This is a genomic window from Methylotenera sp., from assembly GCF_030684185.1.
In the GTDB taxonomy this organism is placed as follows: domain Bacteria; phylum Pseudomonadota; class Gammaproteobacteria; order Burkholderiales; family Methylophilaceae; genus Methylotenera.
On the sequence record NZ_JAUXOY010000015.1, the window covers coordinates 70,319 to 95,236 of the forward strand.

General features: G+C 43.1%; 13 protein-coding genes. All 13 read right to left on the minus strand.

Going from position 1 to position 24,918, the window contains the following annotated elements; all coding sequences use genetic code 11:
• Nucleotides 1-6: 6 nt before the first annotated feature.
• Nucleotides 7-1,038: an EpsD family peptidyl-prolyl cis-trans isomerase gene (locus tag Q8J82_RS06620; RefSeq protein WP_304908383.1), complete on the minus strand. Its 1,032-nt coding sequence runs from the start codon at nucleotides 1,036-1,038 to the stop codon at nucleotides 7-9.
• A gap of 152 nt (nucleotides 1,039-1,190) precedes the next feature.
• Nucleotides 1,191-2,402: an XrtB/PEP-CTERM-associated polysaccharide biosynthesis outer membrane protein EpsL gene (gene epsL / locus Q8J82_RS06625; RefSeq protein WP_304908382.1), complete on the minus strand. Its 1,212-nt coding sequence runs from the start codon at nucleotides 2,400-2,402 to the stop codon at nucleotides 1,191-1,193.
• On the minus strand, nucleotides 2,402-3,076 hold the full coding sequence (locus Q8J82_RS06630) for a CAAX prenyl protease-related protein (protein ID WP_305327983.1): 675 nt from the start codon (nucleotides 3,074-3,076) through the stop codon (nucleotides 2,402-2,404). Before Q8J82_RS06630 ends, epsL begins: the two co-directional genes overlap by 1 nt.
• 535 nt (nucleotides 3,077-3,611) lie before the next feature.
• Nucleotides 3,612-4,307, minus strand: a complete 696-nt coding sequence (locus Q8J82_RS06635; protein ID WP_305327984.1) for a hypothetical protein — start codon at nucleotides 4,305-4,307, stop codon at nucleotides 3,612-3,614.
• Between the two features lie 12 nt (nucleotides 4,308-4,319).
• On the minus strand, nucleotides 4,320-6,059 hold the full coding sequence (locus Q8J82_RS06640) for a putative porin (RefSeq protein WP_304908379.1): 1,740 nt from the start codon (nucleotides 6,057-6,059) through the stop codon (nucleotides 4,320-4,322).
• Nucleotides 6,060-6,088: 29 nt separating this feature from the next.
• Nucleotides 6,089-6,796 carry an energy transducer TonB gene (locus Q8J82_RS06645; RefSeq protein WP_304908378.1) on the minus strand — a complete coding sequence of 236 codons (708 nt, stop codon included), beginning with the start codon at nucleotides 6,794-6,796 and terminating at the stop codon, nucleotides 6,089-6,091.
• The gene (locus Q8J82_RS06650; protein WP_304908377.1) at nucleotides 6,796-7,200 is read right to left on the minus strand and encodes a biopolymer transporter ExbD; all 405 of its coding nucleotides are present in this window, start codon (nucleotides 7,198-7,200) and stop codon (nucleotides 6,796-6,798) included. The genes Q8J82_RS06645 and Q8J82_RS06650 overlap by 1 nt, the downstream gene beginning before the upstream one ends.
• Nucleotides 7,201-7,204: 4 nt before the next feature.
• Nucleotides 7,205-7,615, minus strand: coding sequence for a biopolymer transporter ExbD (locus Q8J82_RS06655; RefSeq protein ID WP_304908376.1), 411 nt, complete (start codon nucleotides 7,613-7,615; stop codon nucleotides 7,205-7,207).
• Nucleotides 7,616-7,657: 42 nt separating this feature from the next.
• Complete coding sequence (locus Q8J82_RS06660; RefSeq protein WP_304908375.1) at nucleotides 7,658-9,337, minus strand: DUF2341 domain-containing protein; 1,680 nt, start codon at nucleotides 9,335-9,337, stop codon at nucleotides 7,658-7,660.
• A 62-nt stretch (nucleotides 9,338-9,399) separates the two neighbouring features.
• Nucleotides 9,400-11,109, minus strand: coding sequence for a ShlB/FhaC/HecB family hemolysin secretion/activation protein (locus tag Q8J82_RS06665; RefSeq protein WP_304908374.1), 1,710 nt, complete (start codon nucleotides 11,107-11,109; stop codon nucleotides 9,400-9,402).
• A 109-nt stretch (nucleotides 11,110-11,218) separates the two neighbouring features.
• A complete protein-coding gene (locus tag Q8J82_RS06670) occupies nucleotides 11,219-21,739 on the minus strand; it encodes a filamentous haemagglutinin family protein (protein WP_305327985.1) in 10,521 nt (3,506 codons plus the stop codon).
• A gap of 323 nt (nucleotides 21,740-22,062) precedes the next feature.
• Nucleotides 22,063-23,574 (minus strand): substrate-binding domain-containing protein, encoded by a 1,512-nt coding sequence (locus Q8J82_RS06675; RefSeq protein WP_305327986.1) that lies wholly within the window; start codon nucleotides 23,572-23,574, stop codon nucleotides 22,063-22,065.
• A gap of 196 nt (nucleotides 23,575-23,770) precedes the next feature.
• Nucleotides 23,771-24,652, minus strand: coding sequence for a PEP-CTERM sorting domain-containing protein (locus Q8J82_RS06680; protein WP_305327987.1), 882 nt, complete (start codon nucleotides 24,650-24,652; stop codon nucleotides 23,771-23,773).
• Between the last annotated feature and the right edge of the window lie 266 nt (nucleotides 24,653-24,918).

Consider the following 24,918-nt stretch of genomic DNA (forward strand, 5'->3'; position numbering starts at 1 on the left):
AATGCATTAAAGACCAGACAAACCTTTATCCATATTCAATTGGTCTGCGTCAGGTTTAGCCTTTGATTCACTAGATTTATCAATAATCGACTGGGATTTTGCATTGGTTTCAGATGCAGGTAACGGTTCTGCATTATTGGAAACAGTTGCAGTGGGATTTACTACTTCTGATTTTGCTACTTCTGATTTTCCTATATCTGAAAATGCACCTAAGTATTCAATCTTCGCCTTATCTTTAATTTCAGACATGTCTTTTTTTGCCAGTTCAGCTCTACTCCGGTTCAGGAAAAACTGCTCAATAATCGGCGCCGCTTTTTCACGCGTAACTGGTGATGTCTGAGATGCTGCCAAATGAATAATGTTGATAGTGCGCTCTGATGGCGCCAGAATAAACTCACCGTCTTTAAGCGGTTGCAATTTTTTAAGTAAATCAGATGGGATTTGCTCAGCCGTTCTTACATTGCTGTTAGCAGTAAATACATATTTTTTAGTACTCAACCAAGTTGCAACTTCGTTAATTCCCTTGATATCTTTTAAACTGCTTTCAATTTCTGAAAATTTATCTTTACTGACATCAACTACAAGTTCTTGTAAGCGAAATATCCTACGGTTTGAAAACAGTTCTGGATGTTCATTGTAGAAAGTATCAATTTCAGTCGCAGATGGTTTAGCCGCTTTTGCCAACAACTGCTCTAAATAAGCTTGCGCCAATATTTCATCGCCAGAGGATTCAACCGCTTGCACAACTCTGGGATCACGATCGATCTTTGCTTCTAATGCCTGTTGCTTTAATAGTTGCTGCTCTACTAATCGCGTCAATATTTTTTCTGCTGCCGCTTTACTCTGTGCTTCATTCATCTGCCCCATACGCGTAAGCTGAAAATTAACTTGATGTATGGATATCTCATCGCCATTCACTTTTGCAACCACTTGTGTTTCTGGTTTTTCTGTGTTTTCTTGATCTTTTTTTTCACAGGCCGTGAATGCAACGGATGTGCCAATTAACATCAATACCAAATATTTTTTTGTAAAACTCATGCGGTTCTTTCATCCAATTCTAAAGTTCTTCTACTATAAGAATTAAATGTGAATTTAATATGTCAGGAATACGTCATATTTATGATGAGGGATATCGCAAGGATTATTTTGTATTGGCATTACTACGCAATTCTAACCAGCAATTTATTTGCCTAAAAATCATACCGCATAGAAAAATTGATATTGTTATATTGATAATTGGCGTTACTAGCATTGGACTCCCGCTTTTCGCCTTGATATTGCAATGCCACCAGTGATTTCATAGTCGGAGTATATGTGAGGGATACGCGTGCAAGTTTTGATTCATCGTACCGATCGAATTCGACGCTACTAAGCAGGATGCCTGCACTCCCTAAATAATTTCGTTCTTCGTAGCCTAAACCTGCCTGCACTGCAATTTTATCGGTCAATATCCAGGATGGATTCACACTAAAACCTGTAACTTTTACATAGGTTGATATGATGTCATCAACTGGCGCTATATCCTGATAAGCAGTTAGGTTAACATTTGCTTTACTTGTAAATGAGTGATCTAAACTCCAACGCTGGCTAATCCCATTAAAATTGCGTTGTGGTAAATTTTTTATATCCAAATTTACATTAGACAATCGTGTAGAAACCCTAGTTTTAGCACTAGGTAACCATACTGCGTTGACAACAATCTCTTTTTTTGAACTTTCATCGCCATAAAAAACCTGTTCGAAACCAGATCTATTTGGGAAAGTTGAATCAGATACCCGATATGCAACACCTAACTGTGTACCACGTTGATTTTGATAGCGAATTCCAGCCTCATAAATATCATCTTCTCTATTAAGTGCATTTAAACTACTGAGTTCATTTTCAGATTTACCATATTCACGTGTCGCACTCAGTGTCCAGCTCGGTTGTAGATTCCAATTGATATTAGCAAGTTGCCTACTGGTTGTTCTTAAGTTTTTAACTCGCTTGTTAATTTCATTAAATCCTGAAATTGCTTCATTTTCACTAGCACTTACCTCTCCATACAAATCATTACCCAAGCGCCAGCTCCAGTTTAATTTATTTGATTTACCAGTATTATTCAGAATATCGAATCGATCATAACGACTTTCATTGATACTTGATGACAATGTTACTAATTGACGACTTAATCTGAGATTGACAACAACTCCTAAATCAACTCGCTTCACTACATCGGAGGTGTTAGACGAGCCAAAGGTTGCTTTTGCTTGCTCAGAAGATGAAAACCGAAATAAGTTATCATCGTAATTGATGCTCGCGTTCACATAAGGCTTAATGTCTACCAACCCTTCTGCTAAAGTGTATGTAGAAATAAACAGCAGACTGCAAATAACTGTAATTTTAATTGCGTGATTAATCATTACCAATACTGCCAATTCCCGGTAGTCATTACCCAAAGGCCAAGAATGCCGTTGGTCACCGCGTGTGCAAAAATTGGCACCCACAAATTTTTATAAATCTTATATAACAGCCCATATATAACCCCGGCAAACAAACCAGCTAGCCATAGTTGATGTTCTAAGCCGAACAAACATGAACTTACGATAAGGGCATAAAATGAGATGTTTTTAGGGGATAAACTCTGAAACTCCTTGTTATCGATCCATCGCATTACAAACGACCGCCAGAATAATTCTTCCATCACTGGAACAATCAGCGCTGCACCACAAATACGTACGGATAACCACAGAATTAATTCAATTCCATCTGAATTTTTATTTGGATTCAAACCACTAACATCACCGCCAAGTATCGCCCAAGCAGGGTATGGCAATATCCAAAGCAGAAAAACCAACAGTCCAGCTAGCGCGCCGACACATAAGTCCTTCACCAGAGGCTTAACGCTAAGTTCATTGTAGTTACGGTAAAAATATATCAACAACGCAATTACCAATATAATTTTTATTGCATAAATCCACTTAGAATCAATGCCAACACTTTCTAATAGCGGAGATAAAAAATCACTCAACCCTAGAAATAATATATAAATAGCAAACGGCAGAACTCTTGGGAGTATTTTATTTAGATTTACCATATTTTCACTCATATAGTGAACAATGGATATTACGCAGAGATTATGACGGCATTATTTCTAACGTTACATTTTTAATGCAACGTTAGAAATTGAAAGTAAATTTATCTCTTAAGGTGAGGGGCGCCCGCTTTTGGTGAGTCCCTCTCGACCGTGAGGTTAGACTGCATACGCCAGCGCTGAAGCACAAGGAAATTAAGAATTGCCGGCGCTAGGAGCATCAGCCCGAGGAGAGGGAAGAGAATAAGCACGGCGGCTGGCTGTACTATCGTAAACGTAGCTAGAAAGATCACGACGAAAACAGAAAGAGCGAGATTCGTCAGGTAGATACCACGGTGAACATTGCTGTCTGGACGACGGTATGCATGTGCCGCTAGGGCGAGTGGAATTAAAACCAAGAACCCAACTACTAAAGCCACCACTAACCTGTCGCCGTTAAAACCTCGAAATGGAGCCGTCACGATCGCGAGTGTGAGAAGGAACACGGATGTCATGTTCCAGAGTTTGGCAATTTGTTCCATATGCAGTCTAACTGAGCTTAGTAAGTAGGTTTGCTTTTTACCAGATGCTCATCATTAAGTTTATCTTGGTAATTTTGCAGTATGTTTTCTAATTCCACACGTTTTAGCTGTAAGAAAGATTCTTTACGCATTACCGCGTCATAAGCAGTTGGCTTATCGTATATTTTGATAAGATCTGTACCAAACTGATGTAATTTGGTATTTTTTTCTTCGCAAACACTCAGTGACTTATTGGTTTGTGCCAAGTTAGTCGAAAGTGTTTTTCGCTGATTATCGTTAACCTTAATATCCGCTTGAGCCTGACTGTATTGCAACTGTAAATCTGAAAGTTTAGTCTGTGTAGTCTCTAGCATTAATTGCGTTTGTTGCAGTTTGGTATCCAACGCTGCTTTTTCAGTGTTAACTTTAGCAATATCGCTTTCTAGCTTTTTTACTTTTCGCTGTGAAGTTTCCAGACTCTTATCAAGCTCTTGCAATTGCTCATCTTTGCTTAGGATTTTATCTTCAAGCTCTTTTTTTTGTAAATCAAACTGAGTCTGCATCGCTGCTTTCTCCTGCTCTGCTTCTTGCTTGATTTTTTGCATCATCAGAGCAGCACGTTTAGCTGATTTATCTTGTTTTTCAGCTGCAATTACACTTTCTGGGGAAAAAAGCCCAATCAATAACGATGCAAAAAGTAGCCAGAAAATACTATAAGGAAGTTTTAATTTCATCATCACTCTCAATTAGAACTTAGCATTTAAATCTAGCATTAACACATCAATCGATAATGGTGAGAGTGAAGCACCAAATAGACTTGCGCCACGAGGTTCAATTTCATCTGCGCTGAACCATCTGGCTGTCAGCCATGTGTTTTTATCCAAGCCATAGCTACCACCCAAAACCCAGCCTTTTGCATTTGTACCACCTAGGTAAAAGTCTGAATCTGTATAAGCATCAAGCACAGAATCCGCTTCCAGGCGCTTGTATGCAGCGAAGGCTTGCCAGTCATGCGCTTTGTAAGTGCTAGGCATGCCTACAGTTAATTTCAACTGATAGGCATTCACCTGTTTTTTAGGAAGGAATGAATTATTGAGGCCTGTTCTCCTACTAATTTCCTTGCTATCAAAGCCAATATTTCTTACATAATCACCAGTCAGAATGACATGCACTGGATCAAAAGCCGCTATATCAACCTCCCCAGTTAAGTTAAGTTCCCTAAATTTAGAGGCTAGACTATACTTTGAAGTTGCGACATTATTAAACTGCTCGTTTATATCAAAATAGGAATTTCCTTTAGTACGGAAGACTGGAACGGTTGCATCGTAGGAATTTAAGTTATTTGGATTGGAAATACCTTCAACATTATCAAAATCATAGAGAGCAACGCCTACTTTCGCCGAAGACTTGTTGGCGGATGTCCACTTTATACCCGCTTGTGATCCATACATCCATTTGCTTTTGGCTTTATTTAAATTAGAACCTTCAATTTCATCTAATGGAAATGCGCCAATAGTGGCGAAGCCTGACCAATTGTCATTAATTTTTGGCGTGAAACTAACCGCCACCCCATCAAATGCCAAATCTGGGTCCCACACTAGATCTGTTGAGAACCATGGATTAGCAAATCGCCCACCGACCACATTAAGCCAAGGTTTGATTTCTGCATTCATATAAGCACGATCAACTCCTAAGGTATATTTTGCTGAAGCTGCTTCTTGAGTTTGATTGGGTGAAATCGGGTCACCCAGTGAACCAGTAGTCATTCTTAACCCAGCTGACATCCAATCATTCACTTGCGCTTTTACCCCTAATCTGGCGCGCAATCTTGTGCGACTCCTATCGTCAGAAGTGTTATTCAAATCTGCACCTCCATTTGCCAAGTTGAAGTCTCTTGGGTCAGGGTTGCCAGTAGGGAATTTATCATTTTGATATCTAAATCGTAAATCACCTTCCCAAACCATACGGTCTATCCATTCCGGCATGCCAAGGCGTGTACCTGCTTTATAGTTGAGCGTAGTCATCACTTCTTTTTTGATTTCTTCCCGCATCTCTTTTTTTACAATTTCAGGAACATATTGAACTCTGACCATCTTCTCATCAACAGCTTTATCCACAGTCGCATTTTGCGTGCTTGCTGCGTCAGCTACCGCATCTTTTTCTTTAGCCTTGAGTGCATCCTGTGTAGCTTGCTTTAGTAAATCATCAGCCTTACCTTTACTGAGCACACCTTCTTGAACCAATAAATTAACAAGATTAACTGTGGTCGAGCGCAACTGTTCTAAAGATTCACGTTCACCAGCATGAGCAGTGTTTATTGCTGTTCCAAGATAAATTGTAGCAATTGCAGCAACCATTGGTTTTAAAGTTGTACGTGCATCATGTAACCGAGCAGTGAAATCGCGATCTTGCTTTTTCGAGATTCCCTTGAGTTGTTGTGCTTGTATCATGTTAATTTCCGTTTCATATTCAAAAAAATTTGTCATCACATTCCTAACTTTAATTCCGATCATACTCAACCGACAGAACGTGCAGTGACTCTTAGTTTTACTGGCTGAGGCATATCGCCAGGAGGAGGATCAGATAATGGCGGCATCTCATCTAAAGCTTTTTTAACCAATGCGTCTTTATCTGCATCTCCACTTGAACCAACCAATTCATAACGCTGAATTCGTCCACTGGACGCTACCCAAACCTTAACAACCACCTTGTAAGAGCCATTTGCAAGTGCTTTATCTTTTGCCATAGCATTTTCAATTTGGCTTTTAATCAAATCGGTGTACCACGCAAACTGGTATTTGCTAGGTCCACCACCAATCTTGGTGCCAACTTCCCCACCTTGATATTCATTATTGACCGCACCTGCAGCAAACGGGCTAGGGCCATCGCCAGCGGCGCCTTCCATTTTAAGAACTTCAGCTGGAGGTGCTTGTTCAGGCTTAGGCTGTGGCACTTCTTTCATCTCCTTTGGCTGATCTTTGGGTTGCTCTTTTGGCGGCTCCTTAGGCGGAGGGGGGGGGGGTGGTGGAGTATCAGGCAGTAGCTTAATCGTTGTAATTGCTTTTTTGTGAGTTGTGCCGCCAGAGAACAACGATTGCATCGCGTAACCTAATAACCCTAAAACAACAGCCGCGACTAATATAATAGCTATACGTTTAAGCCAAATAGCGCTAGCCGTTGGCACTTGTTCATCATCTTCTAGATATATGTCAGCGCTTTGCATCAGGTACCTATCTTCCCAGTTACCAAGCCTACATTCGCGATCTCCATCCTGGTAACAAGATCAATCACACTAATAACACCTGCATAAGGGGCATTAGCATCGCCTCGAATCATGACGGAGAACTGAGGATCTTTTAACTTCGCAGCATTAAGTTGTGTCTCAAGCTCGGCGATGCTTACTCCTATGCCATTGATGAGTACACCCCCACCTTGCTGCACCTGTACAATTTTTACGTCGTGCTTTTCAGTACTGGGTTTGTTAGATGGTTTAGGTAAGTTCATAGTGAGGCCCTGCACACCAGCAGTGGTCATCAGAATAAAAATAACCAGTAGCACATAAGCCAGATCCAGCATGGGCGTGATGTTAATGGTGTCATAAGGCTGTGCGTCGTTTTGTACTTGCATCGTGCTATCCTGCCTGCTTCTTGGTTACCAGACCAACTTCAGTAATATCCAGTTTTTTGCATATTCCCAGCACCTCCGAGACTTTGTCGAATTGTGCGGCTGCATCCGCTTTTAGCACTACAGGCAACTCGGGATTGCCACTTTTTAATTCACCCAACCTTTGCTCTAAGGTTGCCATATCAACAGGATAAGCATCCAGATACACAGACCCGTCACTGGTAATGGTAATAGCCCGCATGTTTGGTTTAGCCAATGGCGCGGTTGCTTTCGTTAGTGGCGTATCGACCTTCACACCCTGTACAGAAGCTGTTGTCATGATGATAAAAATCACTAACAGCACATAGGCGAGATCAAGCATCGGCGTGATGTTAATCTCGTCATAAAGCTGGTTCTCTTCTTTTATGCCTTCAGACATAATGTCTCATTTGTTGTGCCTGGATTTTGCATGAAGAAAAAATCATTTGCCGTACAACTCGGCAGTACGTGTAACAAATTCATCCACGAATATTTGCATGGCAATGGTGATATTTTTAATACGGCTGGCTAAATAGTTATAGCCAAACAACGCAGGAATCGCGACCGCTAAACCTGCTACAGTCGCTAACAGAGCTGCGGCAATCCCAGGTGCAATTGCATTCACATTCACATCACCAGCGGCAGCAATCGCAGCAAAGGTAATCATCACACCGACTACCGTACCCAAAAGACCCAGGAACGGACCACCGGAAATCGCGATAGTAAGCAGCACCATGTTCGAGTTCAAGCGCTGTGTTTCACGGACTAAATCAGCATCAATGGCAGCTTTAATTGCATCCATTGATGCACCGCTCAATGCTAATTTTTCATCAGCAGTTTCACGCTTACGAATTTCCCTTAAACCGGCTGTATAAAGTTTATACAATGAAGAATGCGGATACCTGCCGCCCTTATCCAGACTCAGCAAATCGTTACCTGCATTTTGAAAGCGTGTCAGGAATTTTTTATTGTCTTTATCAGTCTTCATTACAAGTGCGGCTTTCACCCACATCACCCATAGACTGATCACAAACATCACCGCCAAGATACCAATCACGATTTCGGCATCCAAGGTCAGGCTGCTGACCAATATGCCGATATAATTGACTTCACCTTCTTCCTCAGCTTCACCACCCTCACCCATTTCAACTTTTAGCAACTGGCTATCCATGCCCTGTGTACTAGCGGAAAATTTGAGCCAATTATCACTTCGGGCTACGTTGGCAATCTCTAACTCATCCATTTCACCTGTATAGCCTTCGCCAATTTTAATGTCAGACTCCGCATCAACGACTGGAGCATCTCCTGTACCAACTGATACACCATTAACAAAAATACTGGCCCTGCCGCCTTCCAGCGTAAAAGCAACATACTGCCATGTGGCTGCCTTAATCTCACCACCAGATACATTGCTGGCGCCTACGTTTAAGCTTAGCTTTTGACCATCAATTTTTAAGACAACTGCATCACCTTGGTTATACAGACTGGCTTGTTGAGGCAAACTTGCCGGCTTAATCCAGGCAGACCATGTATAGCCAGCGCCTGCAGCATGTTTGACTGCTGGATTAACAGATATAACGAATGGTTTACCTGAAAAAGTAGCTGCTTCACCTATCAACCCTGCCTTTTGTAGTGTAATTTCACCACCGGCCCCTAGCTCAGTGGCAGAGCTATCCTGTGACAGTGTTTTTTCTGCAAAATGGAAGTTTGCAACGGTGTTGGCATTCCATGCAGTTTTTACTCCAGTGCTTGTCGTTGCTTTTTCGTTGCCAGAATAAAGCCAAAAATGTGCATTTTTGTCTGTGGTATCAACTTTTGGTAATTGCACCCAAATAATGGCCAGCTCGTTTACTGCATCAAATTTTTCCATGTAATACTTAAGTTCGGTTTTATCATCTCCTGCTATAAAACGGATATCTGAACCATCAATGTTCACGCTTGTGAAATCAAAATTGCCTGAATGTAAGCGCACTACTACAGGCGCCTGAGAGGAGGCCTCAGTCAGACCCTGTGCATTAATAGATATTTTATTTTGCACTGTCCAATCTGCATTCCATGCAGCAATACTTGATAAGGGAATAAGCCCAGCCATCAAAAATAATAACGCCAACAATCTTTTCATACTGAATATCCCTTGATTAAATTTCACTTAGTTTCACGCTTTATCAAATCGACAACTAACCATTAAAACTCATACCAGAGGCGCATGTGACTTGCAAAATCGCCACTTTTTGTAACGCCACTATCGTTCAACGGCCATGCCAAATCCAGATTGACATTTAAACGCTTCAACGCTTTCATACGAACACCAAAACCAGTACCTGATAAAGTTGATTTCTCGTTTTGCCCTACTGATGGATCTATTGTTTTGATCTGAGCAATATCATAAAAGGCAGAAAGCTTAAAATCTTGCAACCAGGCAATGTCTTTAAACAATGAAGGTGTGCGAATTTCAAGGGTTGAATGCAACGCCTGGTCTCCAGATGCTTCCGCCTCTAGATAACCTCTTACCGTATCAACACCACCTGCAAGATACTGTTCATTTGATATCAAAGGCGCGCCTGAAAATTGACCATCAACCTTTGCAAATCCCTGAAAACCTTTCGGTAAGGTTTGTGTATGTTGCAACTCAGCTTTTGCTATAAAAAAGTTAGGTTTGGCCCCTGCTCGCTTACTTGCAAACTCAGCTTCATCTGATACCAGGCCTCGCATTCCAAAGTTAATGCCAGTTGTTAACTGAGTGCTGCTTAATGTGTTTTGCCATGTACCTGAATACACCGCCGACAATGGCATATAAGTAATAGGCGTATCAAAACTACTGCCAAACACGACGGTTTGACCAAAATCCTTGTAATCCAACCCTAGTGAAATAGAATGATAATAAGTATCTACCGAAGGTAGCGGTTTGATTAAGCGCGTGCCCAAAATGGTACCCTTACCTAAAATATTAATGCCGCCAACAGTGGCAACACTGCTGTTTGATTTAACGCCATACAAAGCTAACATCATGTCGCTCTCATCAAAGCGCATTAGATAATTCGCTGAAAGTACCTTAACTTCATCAATGTTTTGCGGAGAAACAAGGAAATTGAGAGATAAACTATGCTCTCGCTGCCACAAGTTGTCGTATCGAATCATGCCACCCAAACGCCAGCGAGTAGTATCCTGACTATAGCGGTCATTCAACTCAAGACTGGCATGCAATGGTAAGTTGTCTTCTACTTTCAAATCGACATCCACCGTACCAAACGCCTTGCCTGCCTTCATCACTGGCGTGACACGCTTATCAGCAGTACGGTTTAATCGAGCAATATCTGCTTGAACGGTAGGGAAATGTGGCACTTCACCTTCTTTTACTGATGGCGAAAGCTCTTTAATGCGTCCCAGTGCAAAATAATGCGAGTCTTTAACCCGCAGGCGGCCAACTTTGCCTTCTGTCACATTGAGCTTAACAATCTTCTTGTCTACATCTTGCTCAGGGATATCTACCAACACTGTAAGATAACCAGCTTGGTGATAGGCCTTTTCTAAAGACTCCCTTGCTTTATCAACATCTGCAATAGTCTTTTTCTCTCCCATTTGCGGGTACACTGCTGCCTCAATTTGCATTGTGGTAAGCTTAGTATTGCCTTCCACCTGAAACTCTAATATGTCAAAGTAATTGGTATCTTTATTATTTGTTTTCTCAGATGTTAAAGCTTCTTGATCAGCTACTTCTTGCTTTACAGCGACAGGCAAGACTTCTGCACCTGATTGTTTCTCAGGTTGTGAAAATGGTGCGGCAGATTCTGACTTAAAATCAGAAGTTTCATTTGCGTACAATGGGGCAACTTGCCCAAGTGACAGAAAAATAAAAATAGCTGTGCGCGTTTTATAGTTATCTTGTTTGCACATATCGAAAAATAGTCCTTAGCAACACAAGCACTGGGACAAAAATGTCTCAGCGCTTGTGACTTATTGCTTGTGATAATAATGAATGTTTATTACAGGAAAAATAACTTGACTAGTTCTTACAGTCTTTTTTATTACTTTCATCTTTACATTGCGAAGTTGACGCTGCAGACTCATCACCCAAGCTAAGAACTTCAACAGTAATTAGAGAGGGTAACGCAGCAAGTTTGGTGTTTGATGCTTGTTTTGCCGCATCACTAACCTGATCACCCTGCTTACTCGTGCTTGTTGAGTCGGTAGATGCAGGAGCAGTTACACTTAAACCAGCAACGCTAGCAACTGGCGCACCGGTTGTTACACCACCAGCTACAATATTATCCGCCCCTGTAATAACGCGAGCGCCTAAATTTATATTACCTGCTGAGCGAATACCTGCCTCGCCTGCGTTAATTTCACCATAGGGAGCAAAAAGATCAACCGTGCCTGGCTTGCCCCCAGTTGAGGTAAGGGCTGCAATCCCGCTTCCTGCTACTGCACCTGAGTAATCGTATACTACCTGCCCATTAACAATACGGACTTCTGGCGGTGGTGTGGAAGATGAAGTCTTCGCACCTTTACCAGCATCAATATCATCAAGTGCAGAGTAAAGCATTAAATCGCTGCCTCCCAGCGTAAATACTCGCGATTGATTGACTTGAAAGTCTTTTCTCACAAAGCCAAGTAACTCCCCGCCACGAAGAGACACAATACCAAGGTCGGTATCTGGTTTTACTGGCCCGCCTGCTACAGCAAGTCCAGCATTCACTAAACCTCCAGGGACTAGCAATTCAACCCGCCCACCACGCTCACTTCTAATTTGGCTATAGAATAAATTCAAATCGCCTGGGTGTGTCACTTGCTCATTGGCAATATTGCCAAAGTCTTTCATGATCGAACCTACTTGAGAGACAAGTGTTTGGTTAGTAGTAAATTCAGGGAACATCTGCAAAATAGCACGTTCAGATCGTGAGTAATCGCCAAATGAGCTGCTCTTGGAATCAATCGCATCGCGCCCACCTGCTTTTAATTCAGCAAAGAATACCTGGTTAATAAATGCTGTTTGCGCTAGCCTATCTAGCATTTTAAAGTCTGCCAGTGCCTGAGTATCTGCCAGATTGCTATTTCCAGTCCTTTGTCTCATGAGTTGTGTCAACTGCGGCAAATAAGTACTTGAATACTGCGATAGCGGGTCCACATATGCGCGAAGAATGCCGTTGTAATCAGCCACAGCCGCGGCGCCTGGTTGCACCATAATATCCGCGCCCTGTTCAGGCAAGAAAGGATTATTGATATTGCCTATTGATTGAATACCCTTAGAAGCCCCTAAATCAATATCACCATTTGCAATCAAGTGTAATCGACCGGGGCCAGCAATTTGTATTCCAGCGTTAATAGCCAAAGTTTTATCGCCAGATCGCTCAGGGTCGCTGTAGCGAATATCATTACCCGCCTGAATCAATGAAACATCTGTTGATTTAAGGTTCTGAATAATCAGGTTAGGGTCTACTACATCATGTCCTGCGATTATCTCGGTCCGTTTTGGGGTCACTAATGGATTATCTTTTTTAAATATCACGTCATGTTGTGCATAAACCCTGACAGGTTCAACATCAGCGATATGTAACAATCCTTCAGTATGGCCTGATATTCCCTGATAGTTATTTAAAACCGGGATGATTGCCGTTTTAATCTTGGGTGTAGTAATCACTGGTATCGCACCTGGGTCTACTTCAGACATGACTAGCGAATTAATATTTACATCATGCCCGGCAAGTAATGTGACATTGCCTGTTTTTGATGGATACAGCACTACACTTTCTACATTCACATCGCCATCAGGTGCTGCTGCAAATAGTTTTGATGGAAAAGGCTTCTCACCGCCTTTAACAGTTACATTTCCTGTCAATGAGGTCGCGCCAATCGATGTTTGGTCAGCATAAGTATAAAAATTTACCCTAAACTTATCATCGGACAAGCTAGACAAATGATTGGTAGCGTTAGAGACGTTAGTAATTGCAAGGTTATTGCTTGCAAGCAATGCCACCTTGGAATCCATTAATGACAACTGAACATTAGCATCTGCCCCAGCATTGGCTGTTATGTCACCTTTAGCCGAATGTAGTAAAACTTGATTGATTGAACCTGCGGCCTGAATTTCAACATCTCCGCCGCCAAGTTCAAGGAAATTTGCCATGCTTGGCGCTTCACCAGGGTTGCCTCCCATACGACCATTGCTTGCTGCTGATACTTGCAGATTATTTAAATCACCACCCGTCTGAATGCTAACATCACCACCACCAAGCGTGGCAATGCCATTAGTAAAACCTTCTGACCGTGTTTTAGTACCGCCAGATTTGACAGTATCATAGCGACTCCACCATCTTGCCTGACCATTAATTGAATCTGAGCGTACGCCAGTATATAGCCACTTTGCAACATCTTGAGTTTCTGCAGTAGTAGCAGAGCCAGAAATATTTCCGCCTGCATTAATTTTTATGTTGCCTCCTCCATCACTATAAAACTCTTTATCTTGTGGGTTGAGCTTAACGAAATTTACGGGGTTTGTAGTATCTGGCAAACCTAATGTATAAATGGCTGCACCTGTACCATCTTCTTTACCAAGCTGAATATCATTACCTGCTACGGCGTGAATGAAGCCTGTACCTGTTCTCACGAACTTTGAATCTGCCAAAGTGATATTACCAATACCTTTTGTAACAATTTCCGGATTTATTGAGGCTGCATCTGCACCAGCAACCAAGCGGTAACTCCAGCTACTAGGGGATTGCGATTGGATGTAATTGATATTGCCGTTCAATATAAGATTTTTGGCAGCGCTTAAAGTCAATATGCCACCGCTTGGCATTTCGTCACCTAAAGTCCAATCACTGGATAAAGTCAGATCTCCAGAGCTTTTCACTTCTACACCGGGAGCAATAATTGCCGACTTCCCATCACGTGTTTTGCTGTAGCCATCAATAACTCCTGCGATATTTGCAGCAAAAGTGTTGGTATCATTGGCAATAGTAATCTGCGCTGTTGCATCAACTTCGCTGTAATCATATTTCTTAACCGCCTCTACTAATACTCGCTTGGCACCAGTAACCGCTGCTGGCGCTTGCTTGTCTACATTCACGCCATCACCCGCGCCAGTCCCAGTTCTGGCTGCCCTAAAAATCACCTCGCCGCCTTGGCCTTTAATAGCGCCTACTTGATCACCTGTCACATCAATCAATGCACCAGATAATCCATTGACATCTGGCGCAGCTACGCTAACGCTGCCTGCGTCAGAAGATAGCAATACATCACCGCCATTCCCCAGACTGCCAGCGGTGCTGGTTTTATCCGCTGTACCTTTTGCCAACAATTGTGCGCCAACGTTAATGGTGACATCATTTTTAGCAAATACTTCTATACTGCCGCCTTTATCGCCAGATGCATCTATTTTTCCGTTAACCGTAATCTTGCCGTTATCTGCAACTACAATCACACTTTTCGCGGCAATTGCATCTCCAGCGGCAACGGTAACATCACCCTCTCTAACACGATATGATTGCGCACCAGAGAAATTACTTAAGGCTGCAATTGTTTGACTAATATTATTAACCACCTTGGCATCAATACTTGCGACTGCGTTTTTACCCTTAGCCCCTGCTTCTGCCGCTTTAACCGTACCTGCAATCTTAGCCTCTCCTTTCACAGCAGAAACTACAAATTTACCAGCATTGCCTGTCCCTGCCGCCGTTAAATCAATCAATGCACCTTGCTGCACATCAACATCGCCGTTTTTAGATATCAGATTCACTTCCCCTGCTGGTAATGCTACGGTTTGGTTATTCAGCACATACGAACTACCCTGTACTGAAATGCTGGAACCATCAGCAAGTTTAACGTTATCTGTTGCATCTACACCAGTTGCTTCTATAGTAACCCGACCCCCACGCGCGTCAATTTTGGCGCCGCTAGCAAGCAGAACCTGATCGCCACTTAATTTAAGTTTACTGCCTTGTGACGTAGATGCAGCCAAACTTGATGGACTATCAACAACACCCTTAACTTGTAATAAACCATTCGTTGCTACAAGTTCATGATCGGCTTTACTACTAACAGTGATTCGCCCTGAGGCTAAGGTGAGGTTTTGGTCTGCTACTAACTTATTGGGTGCGACTGTACTGTTACCCTGAGCTACTATTTCTTTACTCGCTGTAATTTCCACCTGGTTAAAGCCAGCTAAACGTACTGTATTATTACCACTAAGCACGGTTTCTGCTTTAATGTTTAAATTTCCCGTACCTAATTCAGGTGTCGTACCCCCAGTCAATGGTACTGCAGCTGCAAAACCCACGTTATCTTTATTGGCAATGGTTAAAGTACGGGTCGTGATAGTGGCCGTTTTACCTGTATTTTGATAGCCCGCAAGACCCGCACTTTGCAGCGTTAAGTCAAAATCGTTATTGCCAAAAGAAGTATCCCCATATACATCAATGGTTGACCTACTTTTTAAAAACAAACTACCCGCATCTGCAAATTTGTCGAGTTGTGCCTTTTGTAGCCATAAGCCATTCGTCACCGCCTCATTGTTATCAGGAGAGCCTAAGCTTACATGCCCTGATGCAAAACCAAGTGCAGCACCTTTTGCAAATTTAACATCACCAGCAATTGTCGTGTTTTTGCTGGCATCCAGCAATAATGAACCATCACCTTCCACAGTTGCGCCTGCTGCAATAATTAAATCACCACGATTATCATCCGTGTTTAAGCGTGTTACCTGCACGGCCTTTCCGCCTGAAACCCTCACCAGTGCACCATCACCATCAGCTCCACCTACAGCACCAATAGTTAAGTCTTTCGCAGTTGCACCTGTTCCCGCACCTTTTAGTGTTGCGCCTGAATCTAAACGTACTGTATCCGTTGCTGCCAATACCACTTCAGGGCCAATTAAATCAGCATTACCGTTCATACGCACTTCTGTGGAAATCACATCTACTTTACCGTTGCTGCGTGTTCCGCCCAGCAATAAGCTGGCCGCATTAAATTTTGCTAATGAAGATTCATCTATTGCTAGATAGGTCACGCCATTTTCAGTCACCTGGCCTGTTGCCTCACCTGCACCCACCACCAGTAAACGTGGTGCGGCAATATCGACCTCAGCTCCTTTGCCTCCTTGACCAGGCAGTGCATCCAAAATCCCTTTAAGCACCAGGCTATTGGTTGCCGCGAATGATAAACGACCAGCATCTGCGGTTTGTTGTGCCTGTGTGTTTGCTTTAAAGAAAGTACCTGCGGTCGTTGTGTTGTACTGCGCTAACTTATAGGCATCAGACCCTGGCCGCACCACAAAGCCTGCAGTGCGGGATGTTTGTGCATAACCATTAGATGTATAAGCCGCCAAATGACCAGAAACCAATGTGCTGCCGTTAGCAAGTGTTTGGGTTTGCCCTTCGGGTCTATCTTGATAGCCAGCGACAGCAGAAACCAACATTGCTCCAGGCAATAGTGCATAACGTGCTGGCAGTAATGAGTAATAACCCGCTGCCAAGCCTGGCACACCAGAAATATACACGGCATCACCCGCTTTAACATCGCTACCCTGCCAATATTGAGTGTCATAACTGGCAAATGTTGTATTACTTGCGGGCATAATCGCCCAAGTTGCGGTTGTTCCTTTACCAAAAGCGTTTTGGTTAGCGCCACTGGCCAACACGTCAGCGCTTCCACCAATACCTGGCACCCACTCATAAGCAAATAAATCTCCGCCACCGCTTATATCTACTGTACTACCAGTAGCTTGATTGATATTTGGTGCAGAAAGTTTTACCACACGTTCGGGAGGTGCAACGCCCGTAGTAGATTCTGAAGTTGATTTAAATTGCTGCGTATTTGAGCCAAAGTTATATAAATAATCTTGTCCATCACGGGCTGTGTAGCCAAATGGAATTAACGCACCCTGTGCAGACACTGAGGTCAAACTGCCTGCGTTCAAGTTCAGGGCATCGCTGGCATTCAGGCTAATTGTGCCAAAAGGCGCCAGCAATACACCGTTTTGATCAATCGTTTCAGCATTCACAGTAAGTTTGCCACCTGCAGACAGCACTTTGTCATGGCTGCCTGTGCCGTTAAAACTTACTCTGCTACCTGTACCAGTTGCTGTCACAGTAAAATCAGAAAGTGATGTCGGGAAAATCTGGCGGGCATTAAAACTAAGTGCGCCCGTAGTGAGCAATTCACCCTTAAAACCTCCGCCTGGCACAATCGCGCCACTGTAGCCAGTCAGCCTGACATCACCTGTACTATTTAACGATGATGTTGCAAAGCCCGAAAGTGCTAGCTGCCCTTTTAAATCCAGCAGATTAGTGTTCACTACTAGATTAGCTGTACCCGCCACTGGCGTTGCTGCAATATATTCGCCTGTGGGTCTTAATGCTTTTGTTTCATCAACATTACTCATTACCACATTAGAGGCGGTTAATTTCACTTGCGAATCTGCTGTGGCTTCAATCACTTTTGCATTAAAAGTGATACTACGTGATGCTTTTAAATCTACATCACCAGTAAACCTTACACCATGTTCAGACTTTAAAGCCACATCACTAAAGCCTGCATTCATGATGTTATTAGCAGCTATTTTCGCCAAACCGCCAGCAACGGGCTGTATTGAGTCACCTGCATTAAGGTTTGTCGGTACAAATGATCCTGCTTGACTTACATCTACATACCATAGCTGATCAGGCGCATTTCCAGGATTTCCATTTGCGGGGTCTTCTAAACTGCCAGGATACGGGGATGACTGCAAACCAAGCGTGTGAGATGCACCGCGAGTGAGTCGCAATTCCAAGCTGCCTGCTAGAGCACCAGGTGCTGTCGCTTTAAATGTGGAATCCAACAACATACCTTCACGGGCGCTAATAGATACATCGCCACCATTGCTGGCAACTGTAGTAGGCGTATATCGATTGACATTTTTAACATCAAATACTGCAGAAGTACCAGCAACATCAATCACTGAACCAGCTTTAGCCACCACATAGCCTTTTTTGGCATCGATACTAACGTTGCCGCCATCATAAACATTACCTGCTCTTAAGCCATTGTTTGTAGGCGTTGTTTGCGTATACCCTGCGGCTAGTAGTTTTGCATTAGCCCCCAACCATATCGCCTGTGCCGCGTTGTAGCCATTATCGGCAGCTGCGGTTGGGTCGCCATTCATGGTCAGCGCAATATCACCGCCAGGTGCTTGCAATGTACCATCAACATAGAGTTGATTATCCCAGGCTGAAAGCGCAATGCTTGGTAGTGCGCTCTTGCCATCAGCATCTTTACGCACGCCATTAGCATTCACTTTCAAACTTGCGCCTGTTTCCACCACTACGCTGCCCCTTGAAACGCCACTGGCTGCATATGCCTGTGACGCATCAATAAGTGGAGAAGACTTACTGGACAATGCCAAACTAGTTGAACTGCGCTTATCTGCTGGTAGTAAGGCAGTCGTCGCAAAATCATGCACATTCGTACCTGTTGCTTTAAGGCTGTAATCTCTATTGAGTAAATAGTTTTTAGCGACTACATCAACATTGGTATTGCTGCGCACTATTACGCCATCACGCCCTGTCAGATTAAAGCCAGTAAAGCCGCTATTTTGGAAAAAATCTGGTGTTGCTAAAAACTCACGTGCATCTCCAAAACCGCTATTACCTACCGTAATAAATGGCGCGGTAATTGATAAATTGCCACCTGTGCCCAATGCAAAACCGCGTAGTTCGCCATTCAGCAAGGGGGCTTTGTAAGTAAACGGACTGTCTTGGCTGCCTTGACCAACTTGTCCAGCAATATTGATGCTACCAGCATCGCCATTTACCAGTTTCTTATCGCGCTGCAACCAACCGCCGCCAGATACATCAACCAGACTGCCTGCCCCTAAAGTGACTTCATCAGCTGAACTAATGGTTACTTTACCGCCCTTAGTAAGCACACGACCTGTAGCTGGTGTGTTTAGTGCATCATTAGTCCAATTGCCGGACACATCCACCTTAACCCCATTGGCAACGGTGACATTGGTATCATCGGCAATTGTTGTGCCATTAGTAAGCTGGCTATTCAATGTAACGCTACCACCACGCGCCACAATACTTTTGTTTACTTCAACATCACGGCCTGAAATTGCAAGCTTGCTGCCTACGGCCAAATTCATTTCTGAATTCACCTTTACTTTGCCCGCAGTACTTAAAGCAATATCTTCAAAGCCACTGCGGTTTAGCATGCCTGCGTCAATTTCAACGGTACTGATTCTTGAGTTTGGTAATGGGTCTGTGGAATTAAAACCAGCGTTAAGCGGCGTGTTATTGGCAATCGTTAGATCATGGCCTAAACTGCTAATATCATTCAGCACATTAATGGCTAATTTACCACCCAAGTTGGTAGATTCACGCTGCCGCTCACCATAAACCGCACCACCAGATAATTGACCATCCAGTGCAACATTAACCGCTTTGATTTCTACAGTACCAGCCGCTTTACCTTCGGTGTAACCCGTTTCTTGCTTTAATAAAGTATTAGTGCCGCCAACAAACCCTGTGAACAAGGTATCCACTGGGGCATCGCCAATGGCATAAGTTTTGCCATTAGCAGCGACCACCCAGGTTTCTTTATGTATACCCGTTTCAAATTTGAGCGACCCGCCTGAAACATCTACTTTTGAGCCACTACTTTGAATTAAATCGCCCTCAGACTTCAGTTTCACCGTACCTGCAGTCGCCAGCTTTTCACCTAGTGAGCGGGGTACTTGCTTTACAAACCCGGCAACATCAGCCACGCGAGATTCTGGTAAATTACGAATATCAAACCAGACTTTTTTTCGATATAAAAAGCCATCTCTATTGAGTGGATCATCTTTTAAATCAAGCAATGTGAGCAAAGATTCTATAAAATTTCTATCCATCGCCACAGACACATTTTGCAAGCCAGCCACATCAATCAGCGTATTTTTACCTAAAAACAATCGTGAGTCTGAATCCAGCAGACCTAAAGGACTAAATTCCAATCCAGACTTCTGTGCAGAAATATTAATAAAGCCGCCTGGCGCTACAATCTTGGCATTGTCGCCAATGGTCACTTGGTGACCTGTTGCTTCTATGGTAGGTGCACTAAATACCTGGTCATCTGTCAGGGTTGTGCCTTTAACGTTAACGGCAGCCAGCACTTTTTCTACATAAGATTGTTCACCCGCTTTTGCCGCAGGCTCACCAATTTGCGGCGTTGAGAAAATCTCTTTGGCCTTGCTCAATGCAGCACTATCTTCTGACAATACCGTAGTGATACTGTTTGCGCCAATATTGAGTTTTCCAGTACGGCTACCAGCTATTAAAGTATTATTTTCAGTTACTAATTGACCAGCATCTTTGATTTCGCCCTTTGAAGTAACTGCGTCAGCAAAACCTGTTGCCGAAGTGTCTCTTGCCAGTAAGCGAATAGAGCCTTTTTGGCTGGCAGAAGAAGTCGCAGTCACACGACCATTCTGGTTGACCATAAAACCTGCCAAAGTCACATTATTGCGTTGTGCAAGAATGCGACCCATCGTATCGTTAGTGACCTCCCCGGTAATTTCTTCAGGGGCATCTACTGCATCGGATGCTTTCTTTTTATAAGAATCAACTTCTACCAGCACACCAGCCAAACCTCTGTAGGGAGAATCTGGGGCATAGCTGTAAATGTCTGTGGTACCAGCGCCTTTATTTAAATCTGGCGCATAAGATAAATACACCTTTTCACCTGCGGCCATGGCCACTTGGCCTTCAGTAGTTTCTATGCTGCCTTGGTTGATCACTTTAGGTGCAAATAACATCACCGAGCTACCTAAGGCAGCTTTAATGCGCGCATCAGGTTCTACCTGTACCACCACCTCTTTAAAGCCTGCACCATCCCCACCCCAAATATACGCAGCTCTAAACTTACCATCATCCCTCTTACCTTCAAACGCTGCTTGCAGATGCCCGCGGTCACTCAAAAAATCACCATCGGTGATATTTAATGCTGAAGCGACTAAGCCATTTACATCTACCCGAGCACCATTGGCAAACAAAATGCCGTTCTGGTTGATTAGATAAATAGCACCATTTGGAGAGTTGAGCGCACCTTCAATGATGCTTTTCGGCCCGTTAATCCGCAGCAGCGTGGCTGAGCCTGCGCCAGCAGTGTGATTAAAATTAACCGCACTGGCATTACCAATATTAAAATTGGTGCCTTGCATAATGCCTTTTAAACTGGCTTGATCAATATTGAGTAACCGTCCGTTAATATTGGCGGGATTTACCACGGGAGCATGAATGGTGATATTGCCTGTGACTGCTTGCAAACCTGTTGGAACAGTGCCTGCAGGTATTAATGCACCAGCAAAAGAGATACTGATTGATTCCATTGCACTAAAGCCTAGCAGCAGAATAAACAGGCTTTTTCTGGCGCGTTCCGCTTTAATACGGCTTCTTTTTGCTTGTCTAACTGAACTGCTTTTTCCTGCCTGGTGGCTCCGTACATGTTCACCCACCGCCATCCATAACCCTCGAGACGAGTTGAATACAAGACGATAAATTCCATTATTCATAACATTAACCCTTAACCAAACAAGAAAAACCTCTTTACTTTACTACGCTAGTATTAAAGCTTTGCGACAACCAACTAGTCCTATTCGAATTTCTGGCCTTATTTAAACTTCTGGTCTTATTTAAATTTATGGACAGAAAATACTCGCTCGCGATTGCACCATAGCTTCGCGACGGGGCGTCGCTCCTACAGGTGTGGCTTAATAAACTTAGCACCACATGACATTATTTTTGAGATTAGCCATACAAACACAAAAGCCCTCCCCCAGTTTCAGGGAAGGGCTAGATTCATTACATGTTATTCACATGCAATTCATTGCAACGATTACAGTGATGGGAAGCTTACCAATGGTGCGCAAGTATTACCATTACGTGAGAATTTAGATACAAATGCTGGTTTTAAATCGTAACTAGCTGTAGTTGGTAATGTAGCAAAAGCATTTGGCACTGAAGTGAAAGTACCACCATCATTACCTGTGTACTTAGTTTGGCCAGCGCGTTTTACGAACTCTGTGTAGAACGCATTTTTCACAGCATCGGCTGTAATTGCAGTACCCGCACCAGCAGCAGCATTACGTGCTTGCATGGATAACTCAACCACGAAGTCGTATTTACCATTCACCAAGTTAGCTTTTGATGGGGCAATACCAGTTGCACCAGCTGATGATGTTTGCGTAGCACCGTTAAAGGTACCAGCGCCATCTAAATGACGGAAGCTGAAACCTGAACCAGCAGTGTTTGCATTGTTGTAGCTATCTAATGAAAGTACACCGATAGCTTTAGATGCGCCGCCAACACCTGAGAACGTTACTTTGTAAACCTTGTTGTTTGAACCAGTAACAGTAAAGTCAGTACCGTTTTGTGCTGCTTTTAAGCAGTTACGTACATCACCGGAACCTGAGTTCTCCACAATAGTTAAACCAGCAGTAGGATCAACAATGTATGGGTCAGCAGCTGTACCTGCGTGAGCGCCATCATAACCAAAGCTGTCAGCAACGCCTGCTGGTGGAGTATCTTGTGAACCAAGTGATGCATTGTTACATGGGAAACCGGTAAAGAACCAGTTGTAAGAAGTTTGCGTACCAGAACCATTAACTCGGCGGCAAACAACGACTGGGGCAGCTGAACCATCAACTTGTGACCAATCTCCCAATTTACCAGCAAGCATAGCACCGTATTGTGAACGGCTGATGTGCGTTGAAGCCGCTACTGCGTCAGTGGCTACAATACCCATCATAATTTGGTTAACACCCTTATTAGATAGTTTACCTAATTCAGCATTAGATAAAGCTGGCAGACCATTCTCGGTATTATATGGCGTTTTAAATAATGCTGGCTCAACATCAGATACACCAAAATCAGGCACTAAACCGGCAGCGCCGCCTAAATCAGCAGCTGAAACTGGATCAACCCCTTTAGTGCCGCATGACCATGCGTATGGTTGAGCAGCAGTAACTGTTAACGCTGTACAGTTATTTAAATCCAAAGTTTCAACACGTTGTCCGCGAGCTACTGGGTCTACACCAAATACTGAACCACCTTTTGAGCGTTTGATAAACAGTATAGATGTACCAGCAGTCACACCTGCAATGCCAGGACCTGCTGAACCCAAATAGGCGCGGTGTAAAATACCTGCATCGTTACTGCGAATTAGTGTTGCACCAGGTAACAGGTCAGTAGCACTACCTGTCATCATATCAGCCAAAAAGTTATCAGGTGCAGAAGCACCAGACAAGAATATAGTTTTAGTATTTGCTGGAATAGTAGGGCCAGCAGCTTGTGCAGACATGGCAGCAACCGCTAAGCCACATGCAAGCGCGATTTTTGAATATTTCATGATTCAGTTTCCTTTAATGTATGTATAAAAAATTACTTAGCAATAATTAACGTCAATTTTGTCAACATTATTTATTGTGTTCACGTCAATTTTGTTAACGTTTACATTGGGTAAAACAACCCTTAACCTCGGTGAAAACTGGTTGAATAAATCAATCAAACCAAGGCTAAGGTAAGCAATAAGTTCAGCGATTAACTTAAACTGAATTGTTGCGACGACGACGAGCAATAAAACCCATTAAACCAAGGCCAGCCAACAACATGGCATAGCTTTGTGGCTCAGGTACAGCAGCTACTTGCACAGCAGAAATATTTAAGCGCCATGCACCATCTTGCAAGTAAGTTTTTGCAACGATAGCGTTACCGTCAAAACTAAAAAGTTGTTGTTGAAGAGCTGCAGCATTGCTTGAAGCTAGAGTAGATTGAGCTAACAGATACATGAATGATTGACCGCCAAGAACATTAGTCGTATCTGAAGTATTGTTACTCCAAGCACTACCAGCAACACCAGCATATGCAGCACCATTTGTATCTACAGTTAATGCATAAGTATCGTCATCCGGAGTAACGAGGAATGAATTAGAGTCTGAAGTATAGAGACTAAAAGCGGTAGCAGCAGATTTAGCTTGATTTGAAGTTGATGCAAATGGAGCATATGTATCACCTTGCGTAGTTAACATCCGATTACGGCCAATGTTATCTACTGCTGTTAGATTCCATTGGACATTAGCTACGTTAGCACCAAATGGTAAACCAGTTAATACATCATCAAAAATTACGCCGCCAGCACCAATCATTGAAGCACCCACTTTTGCATTGGCTAGCAATGCTGCGTTACCAGTAGATGCAGCAATAACTGAAAGAGTAGTTGAAGTTGGCGCGGCTTGGTCAATACCAACCATATCATTGAGAAACTTGTTCCAGTTCAAATCGTAAGTGTATCCAACACCTGCGTCTGCATCCCAAGCGCTGAATGCAAATTCAGAATTACCTGCATTCAAATCTAATGCAGCGTTAGCAGATGTAGCAACAGCAGATAAAGCCACTGCAGCCACTAAAGTTTTTAATTTAAAATTCATTTCCATACCCCTTTTAAAGTCATTAAAAATATTTACATTTACTACATAAAAAATACTAAAAAATTACCACCATAAAACCACTCAATTTTTTTGCTACTCAAAGCCGCGATGATTCCCATACTTGTTTCTTTAAACCATAAAGCTGCTGTAAATCAGCGCAATACCTTTTCGCGACAGTTAGCATGTTATGGGTCGAATATGAAGCGAGTGTGTTTTGGATATAGTCCTATCGGCCTAGAACAAACTCGTTGTATTTTCCCTAGCTA